9 protein-coding genes are annotated in these 16,480 nt (G+C 73.3%); 5 read left to right on the plus strand and 4 right to left on the minus strand.

Annotation, left to right across the window (positions count from 1 at the left end; all coding sequences use genetic code 11):
• Window positions 1-2 precede the first annotated feature (2 nt).
• A complete protein-coding gene (locus BKA14_RS03980; protein WP_184949576.1) occupies window positions 3-1,034 on the plus strand; it encodes a GGDEF domain-containing protein in 1,032 nt (343 codons plus the stop codon).
• Here the strand turns inward: BKA14_RS03980 and BKA14_RS03985 are convergent.
• Entirely contained in the window at window positions 1,018-8,397 is a 7,380-nt protein-coding gene (locus BKA14_RS03985) for a hypothetical protein (protein WP_184949577.1), read from the minus strand. The genes BKA14_RS03980 and BKA14_RS03985 overlap by 17 nt on opposite strands.
• Before the next feature lie 703 nt (window positions 8,398-9,100).
• Between BKA14_RS03985 and BKA14_RS03990 the strand changes: the two genes are divergently transcribed.
• From BKA14_RS03990 to BKA14_RS04000, 3 genes are all read left to right on the plus strand, one after another.
• Window positions 9,101-10,054: a pirin family protein gene (locus BKA14_RS03990; RefSeq protein WP_239092506.1), complete on the plus strand. Its 954-nt coding sequence runs from the start codon at window positions 9,101-9,103 to the stop codon at window positions 10,052-10,054.
• Window positions 10,055-10,182: 128 nt separating this feature from the next.
• Entirely contained in the window at window positions 10,183-10,620 is a 438-nt protein-coding gene (locus BKA14_RS03995) for a hypothetical protein (protein ID WP_184949578.1), read from the plus strand.
• A gap of 52 nt (window positions 10,621-10,672) precedes the next feature.
• Window positions 10,673-11,893 carry an FAD-dependent monooxygenase gene (locus BKA14_RS04000; protein ID WP_184949579.1) on the plus strand — a complete coding sequence of 407 codons (1,221 nt, stop codon included), beginning with the start codon at window positions 10,673-10,675 and terminating at the stop codon, window positions 11,891-11,893.
• Here BKA14_RS04000 and BKA14_RS04005 read toward each other — a convergent pair.
• From BKA14_RS04005 to BKA14_RS04015, 3 genes are all read right to left on the minus strand, one after another.
• Complete coding sequence (locus BKA14_RS04005; protein WP_184949580.1) at window positions 11,856-12,260, minus strand: pyridoxamine 5'-phosphate oxidase family protein; 405 nt, start codon at window positions 12,258-12,260, stop codon at window positions 11,856-11,858. The genes BKA14_RS04000 and BKA14_RS04005 overlap by 38 nt on opposite strands.
• Window positions 12,261-12,592: 332 nt before the next feature.
• Window positions 12,593-13,762, minus strand: a complete 1,170-nt coding sequence (locus BKA14_RS04010) for an MFS transporter (protein ID WP_184949581.1) — start codon at window positions 13,760-13,762, stop codon at window positions 12,593-12,595.
• Window positions 13,763-13,799: 37 nt separating this feature from the next.
• Entirely contained in the window at window positions 13,800-14,843 is a 1,044-nt protein-coding gene (locus BKA14_RS04015) for an ROK family protein (RefSeq protein WP_184949582.1), read from the minus strand.
• A 115-nt stretch (window positions 14,844-14,958) separates the two neighbouring features.
• Here BKA14_RS04015 and BKA14_RS04020 point away from each other — a divergent pair, with 115 nt between their 5' ends.
• Window positions 14,959-16,476, plus strand: coding sequence for a DUF1800 domain-containing protein (locus BKA14_RS04020; RefSeq protein ID WP_184949583.1), 1,518 nt, complete (start codon window positions 14,959-14,961; stop codon window positions 16,474-16,476).
• Window positions 16,477-16,480 lie beyond the last annotated feature (4 nt).

A 16,480-nucleotide genomic window follows, 5' to 3' on the forward strand; every position in this document is an offset into this window, starting at 1 on the left:
CGGTGCGCTATCAGCTCCGCGACGAGCAGGGGGCAACCCGCAGCGTCGCGTACCTGATGCTGGCCGCGGCGCCGGTCGTGTTCCTCACCGGCATCGTGCTGCCCGACACGCACCCGGTGCCCTGGGTCGTAGCCATCTCGCTGACCATCGCCTTCATGGCCGTCGGCGGGTTGTTCGCCTGGAAACGCCCCCAATCCGTCCCGCGCGTGTTCTGGCTGCTCGTGCCGTTCGTAGCCGTCGGCACCATCGCCGGGCTCAACCTGGCCTCACACGACGCCAGCGCCGGCTCCCAGCTGTTCTACCTGTGGCCGGTGCTCTACGCGGCCAACTTCCTCAGCCACCGCGTCACCGCCGTGATCCTGGCCCTGGTCTCAGCCGGGCACGCGTCGGTCGCGTTCGAGGTGCGCGGACCGTCGGCCGGGCTGTCCGACTGGGTGTCGGTGACCGTCGCGCTCAGCCTGACCGCCATCGTCGTGGCCTCGCTGCGCAACCGCAACGACCGCCTGCGCGAAGTGCTCGAATCGCAGGCGCTGGCCGACCCGCTCACCGGCGTGTCCAACCGGCGCTCCTTCGACCTCGAACTGGAACGCGCGTTCGCGTCGAACGAACCACTGGCCCTGATGACCATCGACATCGACCACTTCAAGAGCGTCAACGACACGTGGGGTCACGGCGTGGGTGACCGCGCGATCCAGGTCGTGGCTTCCTGCCTCCGTACGGCGGCCCGGCGCGACACCGACGTGGTGGCCCGCCTCGGCGGCGACGAATTCGCCCTGCTCCTGCAAGCCGACCGGCTCAACGCCAGGCGCACCGCCGACGAGGTGCGCGCGGCCGTCGAAGCCGTCGACGACCTGCCCTGCGGGACCCTCGGGCTCAGCATCGGCATCGCGTTGCGGCCCGACCACGCCGCGACGGCCGACGAGCTGCGGATTGCCTCCGACGCCGCGCTCTACGAAGCCAAACAGGGCGGCCGGGGACGCACGGCGATGGCCCACCCGCCGACACCCCGGCACGCGGTCAGCGCGGCTGGATGATCGGCTGCTCGGCGGTGCGCTCGTCCAGGGCGTCCGCCGGCAGCCCGAGGATCGCCTCGCGCGTCCGCGGGTACGGGCCCCAGCCGTCACGAAGCACGTGGATGTAGACGGCCTCCAGGCACACCCCGACCCGGGCCGCCAGATCGGCGTCCTCCGGCCCGCCCAGCCGCACCGCCCGGGCAAAATGGTCGAGGGCCTCCATGTGCCGCCCCTGATCGAAACAGCACCGCCCGGCGTTCTCATGCACCACGCTGCGCAACGTGTCGGGCACATCGGCGCCGATCGCCTTCGCGAACAGGCGGTCGGCCTCCTTGAAATCGCCCCGCAACCGCAGAACGTGGGCCAGCTCGGCCTGCGCGATCACCTCGGACTGCACGTCACCGGCCGACTCGGCATGGGCCAGCGCCAGCCGGCTGGCCGCCGCGGCCATGCCCAGCTCCCCGAGCAGGCGATACACCTCGGCGCGGACGCTCAACAGACCCGCCTTGGCCACGTTGTCGACCTCGTCGGCGAGCGGGCCGTCCAGACGTTCACCCAGCTCACGCAGGGCGTCGCGGTCGTCCACGACCTCCCGCAGGGTGCCACCGTCGAGCCGCCAGCGAATCGCCTCCAGATCGGCCGCGGACAACGCGGGGCGCTCCTGCGCGGCCGCCGGCTCGGGCTGGCGGGCCGCCACATGGTCGTCGGTCTTCGCCCGTACGGCGGGGGGATCGAGCGCTTCCCCCTCAGCCGCCGGCGTGCGGCCCTGGAACAGGTCTGTTACATCCAGATCGATCACTACGCCGTCGGGGGCCGCCGGTTCGGGCTGCGCTGTTCTCCCAGCTCCAGCGGGCTGCTCGCCGGCCCGCTCGCCGGGCTGTTCGCCGGGCTGCTCACCGGGTTGATTGCCGGGCTGTTCGCCGGGTTGATTGCCGGGCTGCTCACCGGGTTGATTGCCGGGCTGCTCACCGGGTTGATTGCCGGGCTGTTCGCCGGGTTGGTTGCCCGGTTGGTCGCCGGCCCGATCGTCGGCCCGCTCGCCGGGTTGGTTGCCCGGTTTCGAGCCGAACCACATGCCGCCGAACTCGGTGTCAGCCGTCCGCTGCGGAGCATCCGCCCCCGAGACGACAAGCCGCCCGATCGGCCGCACATTGTGCAACGTGCCGTCCGAATCCATGTACGGCGCCGCGTGCGCCCCCAACTTGTTCGGATCACCGGGCGCCGCATCATCACGCTCGCCCCCGTCATGCCGCGACTTCTTGACCGGAGGCTCATCAACCGGTCCCCGCTGCACCGGAACACCCGGCACACCGGCCGCGGGCGGACCCAGCGGCAGATCGAACTGCGTGACCCCCGCCGGCTGCTCGGCCGGGCTGACCTGACGCGGAACAGCCGGACTGATCGGACCCGCAACATGCGGAGCCGCCGGACTCTGCGGAGCTGCACCCTCCAGTCCCGCCCGCCTGTGCGAATACGTCTGACTCTGCGGCGCTGCCTGGTCGTGCAGGTCGGCCCCGCTGCGCGGGCCCGCCTGGTCGTGCAGACCCGTCTGGCCGTGCGGGCCCGCCTGGTCGTGCGGGGCCACCTGGTCGTGCGGAGCCGCCTGGCTGTATGGGGCGGCCTGGTGTTGCGAGTCGGTCTGGCTGTACGGGGCCGCCGGGCTGTGGGGGGCCGTCTGGCTGGGCGGGGCCGCCGGGTCGTGCAGGTCCGTCGGGTGCGGGGCCGCCTGGTTGCGCGGGGCGGCTTGAGCCTGCGGGGCGGCTGGGCTCTGCGGTGCGGCCTGGTTGTGCCGGGCGGCCGGGCTGTGCGGGGCAGCCGGGCTGTGCGGCGCGGCCTGGTTGTACATGGCAGCTTGAGCCTGCGGGGCGGCCGGGCTCTGCGGTGCGGCCTGGTTGTACGGGGCGGCTTGAGGCTGCGGGGCAACTGGGCTCTGCGGGGCTGCCTGGTTGTGCCGGGCGGCCGGGCTGTGCGGGGCGGCCGGGCTGTGCGGCGCGGCCTGGTTGTACATGGCAGCTTGAGCCTGCGGGGCGGCTGGGCTCTGCGGTGCGGCCTGGTTGTACGGGGCGGCTTGAGCCTGCGGGGCGGCTGGGCTCTGCGGTGCGGCCTGGTTGTACGGGGCGGCTTGAGCCTGCGGGGCGGCCGGGCTCCCCGGTGCGGCGTGGTTGTGCCGGGCGGCCGGGCTGTGCGGGGCCGCCGGGCTCTGCGGCGCGGCCGGAGCGCGGCTGGCGGCCGGCGCACTCACCGGCGCCGAAGCCAACGAGGTGGGCCGCCCACCATCCTGAGGCGGCGCCCACGGCGAATGCTCCTCGCCGGACCCCGGCTCCTGCGCCCCACGCACCTGCGGCGCGAAGACCCCCGGCCTAGCTCCCACGTCCCGCTGCTGCCCAGGTCCGTACTGCCCGGGGATCGTCTCGCGCCGCTGTTCGAGCCCGTGCTGGCCCGGGATCGTGTCGCGGTGCTGCTCCATTCCGTGTTGGCCTGGGATCGTGTCGCGGTGCTGTTCCGGCCCGTGTTGGCCGGGGATCGTGTCACGCTGCTGTTCTGACCCGTGTTGGCCGGGGGCCGCGTGGCGCTGTTGATCGAGCCCGTGCTGAGCGGGGATCGCGTCGCGGCGCTGGTCGGTGCCTTGCTGACCGGTGGCCGCGTGGCGCTGCTGTTCCGGCGTGTGCTGGGCGGGTGTCGCGTCGCGCTGCAGATCGAACCCGTGCTGGGCGGGTGTCGCGTCGCGTTGCTCGTCGGGGCCTCGCTGGGCGAGACCCTCGTTGCGTTGCTGCTCCGGTGGGTGTTGGCCCGGGATCGCGTGGCGCTGTTGATCGAGCCCGTGCTGAGCGGAGATGGCGTCGCGGTGCTGCTCCGGCCGGTGCGGGGCCGGACCCGCGTTGCGCTGCGCGTGTTGGCCGGGGAGCGCGACGCGGTGCTGATCGGGCCCGTGCTGCCCGGGGATCATGTCGCGCTGCTGCTCCGGCCCGTGCTGGGCGGGGATCGCGTCGCGGTGTTGCTCGGGTTGTGCCTGCGGTCCGGGCCGGGGCTCGTCCCCGCCCTGCCCGCCCGGCCGCTGACCCGGCGTGAACGGGCTCAGCCCGCGCCTGTCGGACCCCTGCCGCCCGGCTTCGTGCTGGCCGGCTTCGTGCTGTCCCGGCGCATGGTGCACGACGCCGTGGTGGTCGGGCCTGTGCGAACCCGTCCCCGGCCGGTCCTCGGCGGGCTGACCCGGGTCCGCGGGCTCCCACCCGCTCCGGTGGGGCATCGGCTGGTCGGGCGCACTTGTCTCCCGGCCCTGCCGGCCCGCGGCGTGCCGCTCCAGAAGCTGCTCGACTGCCGCCCGCTCCTGCGATCCCGGCCGCCCGCCCTCGTGCTGAGCCGCGGCGCTCTGGTCAGCGCCGCGGCCATCTTCGTCGTGCGCCCAGACCTGCTGTTCGTGAAGGGATTCGGTCGGGTTGCGGCGGTCGTGGGTCTGCTGGTCAGGCGTGCGCCGGCCGGCGAAGGGCTCGTTCGGGTCGCGCCGATCCTGCGACGGCTGAGACGGGTCGCGATAGTCCTGTGTCGGCGAGCTGGCGACCTGCGGGTCCTGTGCCCGCGAGCTGGTGACCCGCGGGTCCTGTGTCCGCGAACTGGTCACCTGCGGGTCCTGTGCCAGTTGGCTGCGGTCGTACTGGTCCTGTGCCCGCTGGCCGGTGACCTGCGGGTCCTGTGTCCGCCGGCCGGGGTCGTGCTGGTCCTGCGCCCGTCGGCGGGGGGCCTGCTGGTCCGGGACCTGCAAGCCGGGCGTCTGCTCGCTCGGAGCCGACCAACCGCGCGCTTGCTCGGCCGGGAACTGCGGGCCGGACGCGTGGCCAGGACCGTATTGCCCGGGGGCCTGTCGATCGGACGCAGGCCGGTCCTGTTTCTGCTGTTCGAAGCCGGGCTGATCAGGCTCATGCCACCCGGCGCCACGTTCCTCAGGGGCCGCTTCACTGGGGAACGGCTGCGTCGGGACGGGCTGACCCGAGGCCGGCTGGTGCGGGAACGGCTGCGCCGAGGCCGGCTGCTGCAGGAACGGCTGACCCGAGGCCGGCTGGTGCGGGAACGGCTGCGCCGGGAAGGGCTGCTCCGGGAACGGTCGACCCGGGGACGGCTGGCCCGGGGACGGCTGACCGGATGGGTACTGACTGGGGTTGTGCTGGCCCGGAGCGTGCTGGCCCTGGTTGTGGTGACCCGGCGAATGCTGACCTGGGCTGTGCTGACCCGGGGCGTGCTGGCCGGGGGTGTGCGCTCCCGGGGCGTACGGGTCGGTGGTTTCGTGTCGGTCGGGACGCGGGCGACCTTGGGTCTGCTGACGCGCCTCGGGCGGGGCGGAGGGCTGCTGGGCCTGGGCCGGGTCCTGCTTGTCGGAACCGTGGCCGAACAGCTTGTCGACCGCGCGGCGGAAGAAGTCGCCGCCGGTCTTGTGCTGGGAGGCGTGCTCCTCGAGGGCCGGCTGTGGGGCGGGGCCGCGCTGCACCGGGACGGACGGGGCGGAAGCCTGCTGGTCGTCGGGCCACTGGTTGCCGTGGTCGGGCGTCGGGGAAGCCGTACGACGGTCCTGGCCGGGAACGGCCGGCTCGTCGTCAGTGGGCCTGCCCTGGAAGCCAGCGGGTTCGCCGGGCACCACCGACGGGCGCGGGGCGGCGGGACCCGAGGCGGCGGGCGAAACCGGCGGAGCGAACGACCCGCCGTGCTGAGCCGGTGGCTGCGGCACGGCGCGCGGGGCCGCCGGAGTGACCGGGGCCGACGCGGGCGGGGCCGGTGCCTGCGGCGCCGCGGAAGCAGCCTGTGGTGGAACGGCATAGCCCTGTGGCCCGGCCGGGGACTGTTGTGAACCATGGGCGGCCGGACCCGGCTGGGCAAGCTGCTGCTCGGCGGTGCCGGGACGCGACTCCCCATGTTCGGGGGCGACTCCGTGCTGGTCGGCGGCTGCGGGCGCAAGCGGGGCGCCCGGAGTGGGAACGTACCCGGGTGGCAGGGGAGCGCCCTGACGCGGCGGCACCTGAGCACCCGGGACCGGACCGGCGGCGGCCGGAACCGAAGCCGGCGGGACGGTGGGCTGAGCCGGCGCACCCTGCACCGGAGCCGGCCCGTGAGCGGCCGGGGGTGTAACGGCACCGGGATACGGGGGAGCGGCCGGCGACACCGGACGGCCGAAACCGCCGCTGGGCAGCGCGGCGGGGGGCGCCTCGTCAGCGACCATCGACCACGGGTCTTCGCCCTCGGAGAGGAAGACGTGGGCTGTCCGTGGGCTGCGCCGCGAGCGCGGCATCTCGAGCCGCGGATCGGTCTCGGCCAGCGACGGATCGCCCGGACCCTGCGGCCGCGCTCCGGGCGGCACAACCCCGCGTCCCTGCTGCGGAACACCGCCACGACCATCGACCGGGGTGTATCCGCGGCCATCGCCGGGCGTCGAGCCGTGGCTGTCGTCGGGGACCGGGCCGCGCCCGCTGCTCGGATTGCCACTGCGACCGTCGGCCGGAACTGGCCCGCGCCGGTCGATCGGGGTTTGGCCCCGGCCGTCAGCCGGAAGCGGGCCGTGACCGACGGCGGAAGCGCCACTGCGGCTGTCGGCCGGCACCGGGCCGCGGTCGTCGGCTTGAATCGGGCCGTGCCCGTCGGCCGGTTGAAGGTTGCGCCCGTCGACCGGCACCGCGCCGCGCCCGTCCGCCGGCGCCGGGCCACGGCCCTGCGCGGGCTGGCTCGGGACCGGCGGCGGCACGGAGACCCGCCCCGGCGGCTGGGTCATCGGACCGCGACCGGCGCCCTGCTCCGGCACCCCCTGGCCGGGAACGCCCTGCTCCGGACGCTGCGGCGGCGGCACGGCAGCGGCAGCGCGGGCAGCCGGGGCCGCGGCCGGGGTCTGGGCCGGCGGCGGCGACGCAGCCGGCGGCCGGCTCACCGGGTTGGCAGGCACCGGGGGAGGGCTGACCACCCGGGCGGCCGGGGTCGGCGCATGCGTGCCGACGACCCGGGGTGCCGCCGGCGGTTCCGCCTTCTTGACCACGCGTGGTGCGGGCGGCGGCTCCTCCTTGCCGATGACCCGGGGCGCGGCGGGCGGGGTGGCCTTGCTGACCACACGCGGGGCTTCCGGCTGCTCCTGGACCCAGGCCTGCTCGTCCTCCTCCGTGGTCCAGCCCTGGCCGCCCACCGGCACCACGTCGGCCCAGGCGGGGCGGTGACGACGGTCGTCGACGATTTCGCCTTCGATGGTGCGCGGGCGGCGATCGTCGAGGATCTCGCCCTCGATCGTGCGTGGCGCCTCCTCGCGGGGCGGGGCCCAGCCCCGGCGGTCGTCGGCTTCGGCGGGCCACGGGCGGCGCTCGTCGTAGTCGGGTTCGCGGCGCCGGTCGGGCCGCTCCTCGTAGTCGCGGTGACGACGCCGCTCGTCGTAGTCGTACTCGCGGCGCGGGTCGGGGCGTCGCCGATCGCGTGCGTCCGCCGGCTCGAAGGGCTGTTCGTCCCAGATCATCGCGGCGCGTTCGCCCGAGCGGCGCACACCCTCGTCGGGGTGTGGCCGGCGGCGGCGCTCGTCGTACTCGTACGCCTCGTCGCGGCGGCGCGGGGCATCGGGGCGACGGTAGAGATCGTGGCGGTCGTCCTGCGGCCGGGCCTCGGGCACGCGGGCCCGCCCGGCGGAGGCGGCGGGCCGCTCGTCCTCGGGTCGCCGCGGCCGCGAAGAAGGCTGCGAGCGAGGCGGCTGGGAGGGCTGCGAGCGAGGCGGCTGGGAGGGCTGCGAGCGAGGCGGCTGAGAAGGCTGCGAGCGAGACGGCTGGGAGGGCTGCGAGCGAGGCGGCTGAGAAGGCTGCGAGCGCGGCGGCTGCGAGCGCGGCGCCTGCGCAGGCTGGGAGGGCTGCGAGCGCCGCCACCGCCCGGCGGGCCGCCCCTCGTCGTCGCTGCGGCTGACGGTCTTGACGCCCGGGTTCGGCCCGTGCCCGTACGCCTCGAGGTCGCGGTGATCGTACGGCTCGTCGATGTCGTCGTGCAGGTCGTAACGGTCGTCGCGCCGCGTGTACGTCGTGTCGGGCGCGTCGAAGTCGGCTCCCAGTTCGGGCCGGTTGAAGTCGACGTCGTCCAGGTCGTCGCCGGCCAGGTTGGGCTGGGACGTGTCGATCGGCACGAAGTCGGGGTCGTCGAGCCAGCTCGGCCGTTCCGAGTCGAACGCGCCCTGCGGCTTGCGCGGCGCCCCGCCGCCGGAGTTGCCCGTGGCCCGGCGCTGACGGCGCGCGGCGAGCTCGTCGACCTGGCCGCGCCGGGTCGGGATCACCGGATCCGGGGTGTCGCGACGCTCGTACGGGCGCTCCTGCACGACCGCGGCGTTGGGAACGATGGAATACTCGGAGTACTCCTCTTCCCAGTATTCGTCGTCCTCGAAGCTCATGCCGCGGCTCCCGGAGCGTGCGCACGACGGCAGGGGAGGTGCCTTTCACCCCATCGCCGCATGCCTCGCCCCCCGTTCGTCACGCGTGCCCGGTTGATCCCCTCCCACGCGGTGGATGTGGAAGGTTAACCACGGATTTGCGAGCCGCGCCACCACCCCCGGAGCGCTTCCCGCGGCATCGCCGCCGGGTCGGGACCGCGCGGCGGCCCCGGCTCGTCGCTCCGCCGGGCTTGTTTCCTCGGCGGAGAGTACGCGTGGCCCTGGCGAACGGTTCAAACACTGTCGGCTGATCTACAGATCGTTCGATGCCCGGGACAAGCCGTCACCGGCCGTCGCGACCCGAACTTAAGCAAGTCTTAAACCCGTTCTGACGATACGGACGGGTAACCGAGGGCACTCGTACGGGCGAGGCAGTGGCGAAGCACACGCTGCCGAGAAACGGATCAAGGTACCGAGCGGTGTCACGGTAGATGAGCACCCCGAACACATCGAGACTTTCAACTCCCCGGCCGGCGGCCGCCGCCCCCGTTCCAGATGGCCGCCACCGCGCACACTCAACGCGAACGCTCACATCGTCCTGCCCCCCCATGCCGGTGTGAGGTCGTGCCGCGCGGTTGAGCCGGGACGAGGCGGCGGCGGGGTAGCCCCCCGCCGCCGTTCTTGTCGCAGCGCTTTTGTCACACCGGGGCGGTAGCTTTCTCCCGTGAGTAGCTTCGAAGCAGATCCCGAGGTCGGCTTGACCGCGCCGGCCGCCATGGAGTTGCTTGAGGGCGCCCCGGTCGCGCTGGGTGGCCCTCGCGGCTTCGCCGTCACCCGCACGCTGCCCAACCGCCAGCGGCGCATGGTGGGCGCGTGGTGCTTCCTAGATGCGTACGGGCCTCATGATCTTGACGGTTCCGACGGCATGCGGGTCGGTCCGCATCCGCACACCGGGCTGCAGACGGTGACGTGGCTGCTCGCGGGCGAGGTTCTGCATCGCGACAGCCTGGGCAGCCTGCAGGTGATCCGCCCGGGCCAGCTCAACATCATGACCGCCGGCCGCGGCATCTCCCACTCCGAGGAGACACCCGTCGAGCACACCCCTGTCCTGCACGGCGTCCAGCTGTGGGTCGCGTTGCCGCACGCCGCGCGTGACGTGCCGCCCGAGTTCGCCCACCACGCCGACCTGCCCGTCGTCACCGCGGGCGGCCTCACCACCACGGTCCTGATCGGCAGCTTCGCCGGCGTCACGTCTCCCGCGCGCAGCCACACACCCCTGGTCGGGGCCGAGCTCGCCCTCACCCGGGGCGCCGAGTCCACATTGTCCCTGAGACCCGACTTCGAGTACGCCGTGCTGGCGCTCGACGGTGCCCCGACGGTCGACGACGCGACGCTGAAACCCGGGCCGCTGCTCTATCTGGGCTCCAGCCGGGCGGAGGTTCGCGTCGCCACCGAGTCCCCGGCCCGCCTGCTGCTGCTCGGCGGCGAGCCGTTCGAGGAACGCATCGTCATGTGGTGGAACTTCGTCGGCCGCGATCATGACGAGATCGTCCAGATGCGAGCCGACTGGTCCGACCACACTCCGCGCTTCGGCGAGGTCCGGGGCTATGACGGCCCACCCCTGCCGGCGCCCCCGATGCCGATCTCCCGCCTGGTCCCCAGGGGCCGCGTTCGCTGAACCGGGTGCCGGGTTTCGCGCACGGCGCACGCGGTGTGCGTCGTACGGGCCAATCGGGTTGACGGTGCTGGTCCTCGGGCGGATGGTCGAGTGGTACGGCCATGTCGTGCCGTTCGCAGGGAGCATCAGTGGACTTCTGGGACGTAGCGAAGCTCGCCCTCATCGTGGCCACGCCGACGCTGCTCGGCGCGCTCGTTATCTACGCGCCGAAGTGGTGCGGCGCCGTCGCCGACCGCTGGGAGGCGGCAAGACCCCGACCGCCGGCGCCGTACGGTCCGCCGATCGAACAACTCGCCGCCGACCTGCGCCGCCTGCTGCGGTTGCACAGCGAGCTGACCGCCTCGGCCCACCTGGCCATGCGGGCGCACCGGCTGTGGGCGGTCGAGGCCGCCATCGGCACCCGCGCCGTCGAGGCCGCCCGCGCCTTGGGCCTGCCGCATCCCGAGCCCGGCCGGCACGACACCCTGACCCGCCGCCAGCTTCACGACCTGCTGATGCGCCTGGCCGCCGCGGGCCTGGTCCTCCCGGCCAAGGTGGGCCCGTTCACTTCCGACGGCCGCATCTGAGGGCCGCCCGGCACGAAAGGCGACGAGCGCCGGCTTAAGGGAGACTGGGGGTGTGGTGACGCCCCGGATCGCGATCGCCGGCGCCGGCATCGGCGGCTTGACGCTGGCCCATGCCCTGCGCCGCCGCGGCTTCGACTGCGTGCTGTTCGAACGCGACCGGCACGCGCAGGACACGGACGGCTATCGGCTGCACCTCACCGAGGAGGCGTTCACCGCCCTGGCCGAGGTGCTCCCGGAATCGTCGCTGCGTGCGCTGCGTGAGTGCGGGTCCGGCAACGACGCGTTCCGTCAGTTCGCCGTCCTCGACCATCGCGGCCACACCCGCCTTCGCCTGCCCGTCCGCCACTCCGGGGACATCCTGATGATCGGCCGGCGTCCGTTACGGACCGTGCTCGCCCGCGGCCTCGAGCACACCGTCCGCTGGGGAACTCCGGTCACCGGCTTCACGTCCTCGCCGACCGGCGTCCGGCTCGACGACGGCACCGAGGCCGACCTGCTGGTGGCGGCCGACGGCACTCATTCCCGCACCGCCCGGCACCTGCTGGGCCGCCCGGCCGCGCGCCCCGCCGGCGTCGCCGCGATCGCCGGCCGCTCACCGTTGCCGCAGCGCATCCCGGCCGACCTGCGTCACGGCCTCGCCTTCATGATCGGCCCGTACGGTGTCGGTGCCTTCCTCAGCCTGCACGACCGGTCCGGCGACGACCGCGGCCGGCCCCACGAGGACCACGCCCGGCGCGTCGATGACGCCGCGGCCGAAGCCCCGTACGTGGTCTGGTCGCTCGCCGCGGCCGAAGCCGGGGGCACTGACCTGATCGCGTCGGCGCACCGGCTGGCGGCAGGCTGGACCGCCGACTTCCACACCTTGATCGACAACGCCGAGCCCGGCAGCGTGGCGGCCTTCCCGTTCCACTTCCCGGCGGCCCTCGAACCGTGGCCGCCGGGCCGGGTCACGCTGCTCGGCGACGCCGTTCATCCCATGCCACCCACCGCCGGCGCCGGGGCGAGCACCGCGATCCTCGACGCCGTCCACCTCGCCGACGACCTCGCCACCCACCCGATCGACCGGGCACTCATGATCTACCAGGCGAGACTTCTCTCGTACGCACCCCGGGCGGTCAACGAGGCGCGCCCGCCGCTGCGCTGGCAGAGACGCCTGGCCAACCCTTTCCCGTACGCGGTGGCGACACAGGTGCTGCTGCCGTCGGCGAACGCGGTGCTCGGGCTGGGGCGGCGGCTCAGGACACGAACCGGCTCGACCCGAGGATCTTCGTGATCGTCACCTCGATGGCCACCCGCGCCGGGTTGGGCCGCGGCTGGCGGTAGCGGGCGGCGTAGCGCTTCTCGGCCTCGGCCACCGCCTCCGGCTCGTCCCGTACGACGGCCAGCCCTTCCACGGTCGTCCACCGCGGCCCGTCGACCTGGCAGATCGCCACCCGTACCTGCCCGTTACGCACATGCCGCACATGCGCCGACGTGGCCGACGAGATCACCCGGGCCAGCCCGCCCGCCGGATCCAGCGTCGCCCCTACCGCCACCACATGCGGCGACCCGTCAGCCCGCAACGTCGTGAACGTGCAGAGGTGCCGTTCCGTCCAGAACTCGGACAACTCAGCATTGGCAATGTCCACCCGGCCGCTCATCGCCGCCTCACCTCCGACGCACCCATCCGCCCATCATGCGCGCAGTGATCATCCGCTCCCGAACCGGGGCCGGACCAGCCTGCGTCCGGGTTGTCGCCGACACGACCACGAGCGTGTCCAGCAGGTCGGCGGCGCGGCCCAGGTAGGGCGAGGGCGGCTTACGCGAGCCGCTCCAGCAGGTGGAGCGCTGGGCCTGCCGGCAAGACCGGCCCGGTCAAGCCGGGACGCCCGCGCACCGTATGCGCCGTTCGGGTCGTCCGGCCTGCCGAGCAAACAGGTACGAGTAAGCGAAGGCAACAATCACTGGCCGGGAGCAGGCACCGAGGAGGCGGTCAGTTCGGGACGATGGCCGGGTGGCTCGACGCCGCGGTTGGCAGGTGGCGCAGGGCGCGCACCACCGGCAGCGTCAGCAGCAGGCCCAGAACGGGGACCAGGAACGCCCACCGCAGCCCGATCGGTTCGGACAGGGCTCCGATCACCACCGCGCCCAGCAGCGCCCCGGCGTAGTTGAACAGGTTGACCCGGGCCAGCACCGCGTCGCTGTGGCCGGGGGTGGCTTCGCCGGCGGCGCTGAAGGCCAGCGGGATCAGCAGGCCCACGCCCAGGCCGGTCAGGGCGAACCCGGTGATCGCCGCCCCGATGGTCGGCACGACCGTGACCAGGGCGCATCCGAAGGCGCAGACCAGCAGCGCCCCGGTCACGGCCACGGTGCGGCCGATGCGGGGCACCAGGTGGTCGCCGGCCAGGCGGGACAGCAGCACCGTGGCCTGGTAGGCGGCGTAGCCGAGGGGGACCACGGCGGCCGGGGCGGCCAGCGAGTCGTCCAGGTAGATGGAGCTCCACGTGCTGACCGCGGAGTCGGCCAGGAAACCGGTGAGGACGAACGCGCCGCAGATCCAGATGATGGGGCGGGTGCGTTCGGCGGGACGTTCCACGCCTTCGAGGACGGTGCGCGCGGGTTCCAGGAAACGCCAGGCCGACACGACGTAGAGGAGAGCGAAGAGCGCGGCCACCCCGACCGCCACCGAGGCGCCGGCCCCGCCGGCCGCGAACGCGGACATCAGCAGGGCCGCGGCGATGGCGGCGGCCGTGTACGCCGCGAACAGCCGGTTGAGCACGCTGCGGCCCAGCCTGGCCTGCACCAGGACGCCCTGCATGGTGAGGCTGGCGTCGACCGCGCCCAGCCCCACCCCGTACAGGATGAGCACCGCCGTGAAAAGCACGACCGGGGTCCGTACGGTGGTCAGGCCCAGCCCCACGGCCACCGTGAGCAGACCGCCGGCCAGGGCGTAGCGGCTGCCCAGGCGGGCCGCCACCCGGTCGGCCAGCACGGAGCCGCCGGCCGCGGCCACGCAGACCAGCAGCAGGATCACCGAGACGAACGTGTCGTCGACGCCTTGGCGTTCTTTGAGCTGCGGCAACGCCGTCACCAGGGCGGCGTAGCCGAGGCCCTGGGCCGCGTAGCCGCCGGCGATGAAGAACGCCCGCCGTCCACCGGTCATCGGGACAGGATGGTGTACCCGGCCTCCCGCGGCAAGATCAGGCGGGTTGCACGGCTTCCAGGGCGGCCACGGCGGCTCCCCGGGCGCCCGCCATGTCGAGGTCGGCGACCAGGGCGAACGTGGCCGCGGCGGACTGCTCGGCGCGCAGCTGGGTGTTGTCCCGGACCGTGTTGAGGAACCACTGCCGGAACTTGGGTGCGGCCTCCACGACCCCGCCACCCAGCAGGTACGCGTCGGGGTCGGTGAAGTTGGCCGCGATGGTGAACAGCTTGCCGATCGCCTTGGCCTGCTGCTCGAAGACCGCCAGGGCCAGCGGGTCCTCCTTCTCGGCGTACGAGCGCAGCTGCTTGGCCGCCTGCGGCAGGGGCAGGGCCGCCAGTGGGTGGTCGGGGAAGCGGGTCAGCCAGTACGGCAGCAGGTTCTTCTTGATGCCGGTGAGCGAGGCGATGCTCTCCACGTCACCCGCGAAGCCGCAGTTGCATTCGGGGACGGGCTGGCCCACTTCGAGCACGCCGTGCAGCGGGATCTGCACGTGGCCGAGTTCGCCCGCCATGCCCGCCGCGCCGCTGACCACGCGCCCGTCGACGACCACGCCGCCGCCCAGGCCGGTGCCGACGATCGCGGCGGCCGACGACTTGGTCATCGCCTCGGCGCCGAAGAGCCGGTGGTGCGCGTAGAGGGCGGCGGCGTTGGCGTCGTTGAGGTAGAAGACGGGCAGGCCGATCCGCGCCTCGAGCGCGCTGCGGATGTCGAAGCCGTGCCACGAGACCATGCTGAAGTTGGTCGCGCCCTTGGACGAGATGACGCCGGTCGCGCTGGCCGGGCCGGGCGTGTCGAGCCCGACCGCGCGTACGAGGGTCAGCGGCGTGCGGGTCAGGTCGAGGATGTTGTGGAAGGCCGCCGCGAGCTGCTCGATCGCCGACTCCGGGCCCTCGGTGACCAGGCTGGGGTTTTCGACCAGGTTGTCGACCAGATATCGACCGGTCGCGTCCAGGACGGTGGCGTTGTTGCAGGTGCCGCCGTTGTCGAGCCCGACAACGACCCAGGAGGCGGGGGTGCGTACCGATTCAGCCTGATCCACAGGCTTGAGCGTACGTCCGAGTTCGTCCCCGCGGTACGGGTGCGGGCGGATTGCGGCTCCGTTAGTCATGGTTGCAGGAGCACACACGGACCCCGTACGGGTCGAAGGGTCGGGCATGACGACCCGACGCACGCTCCTCGCCGCCGCCGGTGCCGCCACTGTCGCCGCCATCGCCGTCGCGGCTCCGGCCGAGGCTGCCACCGCCCCGCTCGCCGCCGCTTCCCTGGTCAGCGACGACCCGATCGCGCACCTCGTCCGCCGGGCCACGTTCGGTCCCACCCCGGAGCTGCTGGCCGAGGCCCGTACGCTCGGCGCCTCCGCCTGGCTGGACCGCCAGCTCGACCCGGCCAGGATCAGCGACCCGGTCTGCGACGAGCTGATGAGCCGGCTGCCGCTGGCCGGTGCGAGCATTCCCGCCGTACGGGGAAGGATCGCCAAGAACTCGTACGACGGTTTCAAGCAGCTGGGCCGGGCCGCCGTGGCCCGCGCCGCGTGGAGCAACCGGCAGCTGTTCGAAATGACCGTCGCGTTCTTCGCCAACCACCTGCACGTGGCCGCGCCGTCGAGCCAGACCTGGGACAGCCGTTCCGACTACGACGCCCAGGTCATCCGCAAGCACGCGTTCGGTCGTTTCGCCGACATGCTCAAGGCGTCGATGAAGCACCCGGCGATGCTCAGCTACCTCGACAACCGCTCGTCGACCAAGTCGCGTCCCAACGAGAACTACGCGCGCGAGCTGATGGAGCTGCACACCGTCGGGCTGGTCTACTCCGAGGCCGACGTCTACGCCGGCGCGCGCCTGCTCACCGGTCTCACCGTCAACAAGACCAACGGCCTTTTCCTGTACGACCCCAAGCTGCACATGACCGGCGAGGTGTCGATCCTCGGCTTCAAGCACGCCAACGCCACCGCCGCGGCCGGGGAGTCGGCCGCCATGGCGTTCGCCGACCACCTGGCCATGCACCCGGCGACCGCGCAGCGTCTGGCCACCAAGCTGTGCCAGCGGTTCGTGGCCGACGTCGCGCCGGCCTCACTGGTCACCAAGCTCGCGAAGGTCTACCTGGACCACAAGACGGCCATCAAGCCGGTGCTCAAGGCCCTGTTCACCTCGCCCGAGTTCGCGGCCGCGATCGGTCAGAAGACCCGTACGCCCCTGGAGGACCTGACCGCCACGATCCGGACGCTCGGGCTGGGACCGGAGAAGTCGGGCCTGCAGCTGCTCGACGCGCTCTACAACGGCCTGGTCTACGCGGGCAACGCGCCGTTCCGGTGGGCCCCGCCGAACGGCTACCCCGACGTGGCCGCGGCCTGGGCGTCGCCGTCCGGTTTCCTGATGCGCTGCAACAACCACCTGAACCTGGCCGCGGGCTGGTACCCGAGCTGGTTCACCCGTCCCGCCGACATGCTGAAGTCGCTGGTTCCGACGCTGCCGGGCAGCTACGGGGCGCTGGTCGACGCTTTGGCCGTACGGCTGATCGGGGCCAAGTTGCCGGCCTCGCACACGGCCGCCGTGCTCAGTGTCGCGGGCAAGCTGCCGACCAGTCCTCTGACCGCATCCGACAAGTCGCTCGCCGGCCACGCGCCGTACCTGATCGCGCTGGTCCTCGACGCGCCCTCGTTCCAGGTGAGGTGACCAT

The organism is Paractinoplanes abujensis, assembly GCF_014204895.1.
Lineage (GTDB): Bacteria > Actinomycetota > Actinomycetes > Mycobacteriales > Micromonosporaceae > Actinoplanes > Actinoplanes abujensis.

Coding starts and splice junctions, on each gene's coding strand:
- BKA14_RS04005 (WP_184949580.1), bottom strand. CDS start 12,260: ATGAGCGGCCGGGTGGACATTGCCAATGCTGAGTTGTCCGAGTTCTGG.
- BKA14_RS03985 (WP_184949577.1), bottom strand. CDS start 8,397: ATGAGCTTCGAGGACGACGAATACTGGGAAGAGGAGTACTCCGAGTAT.
- BKA14_RS04020 (WP_184949583.1), top strand. CDS start 14,959: ATGACGACCCGACGCACGCTCCTCGCCGCCGCCGGTGCCGCCACTGTC.
- BKA14_RS04010 (WP_184949581.1), bottom strand. CDS start 13,762: ATGACCGGTGGACGGCGGGCGTTCTTCATCGCCGGCGGCTACGCGGCC.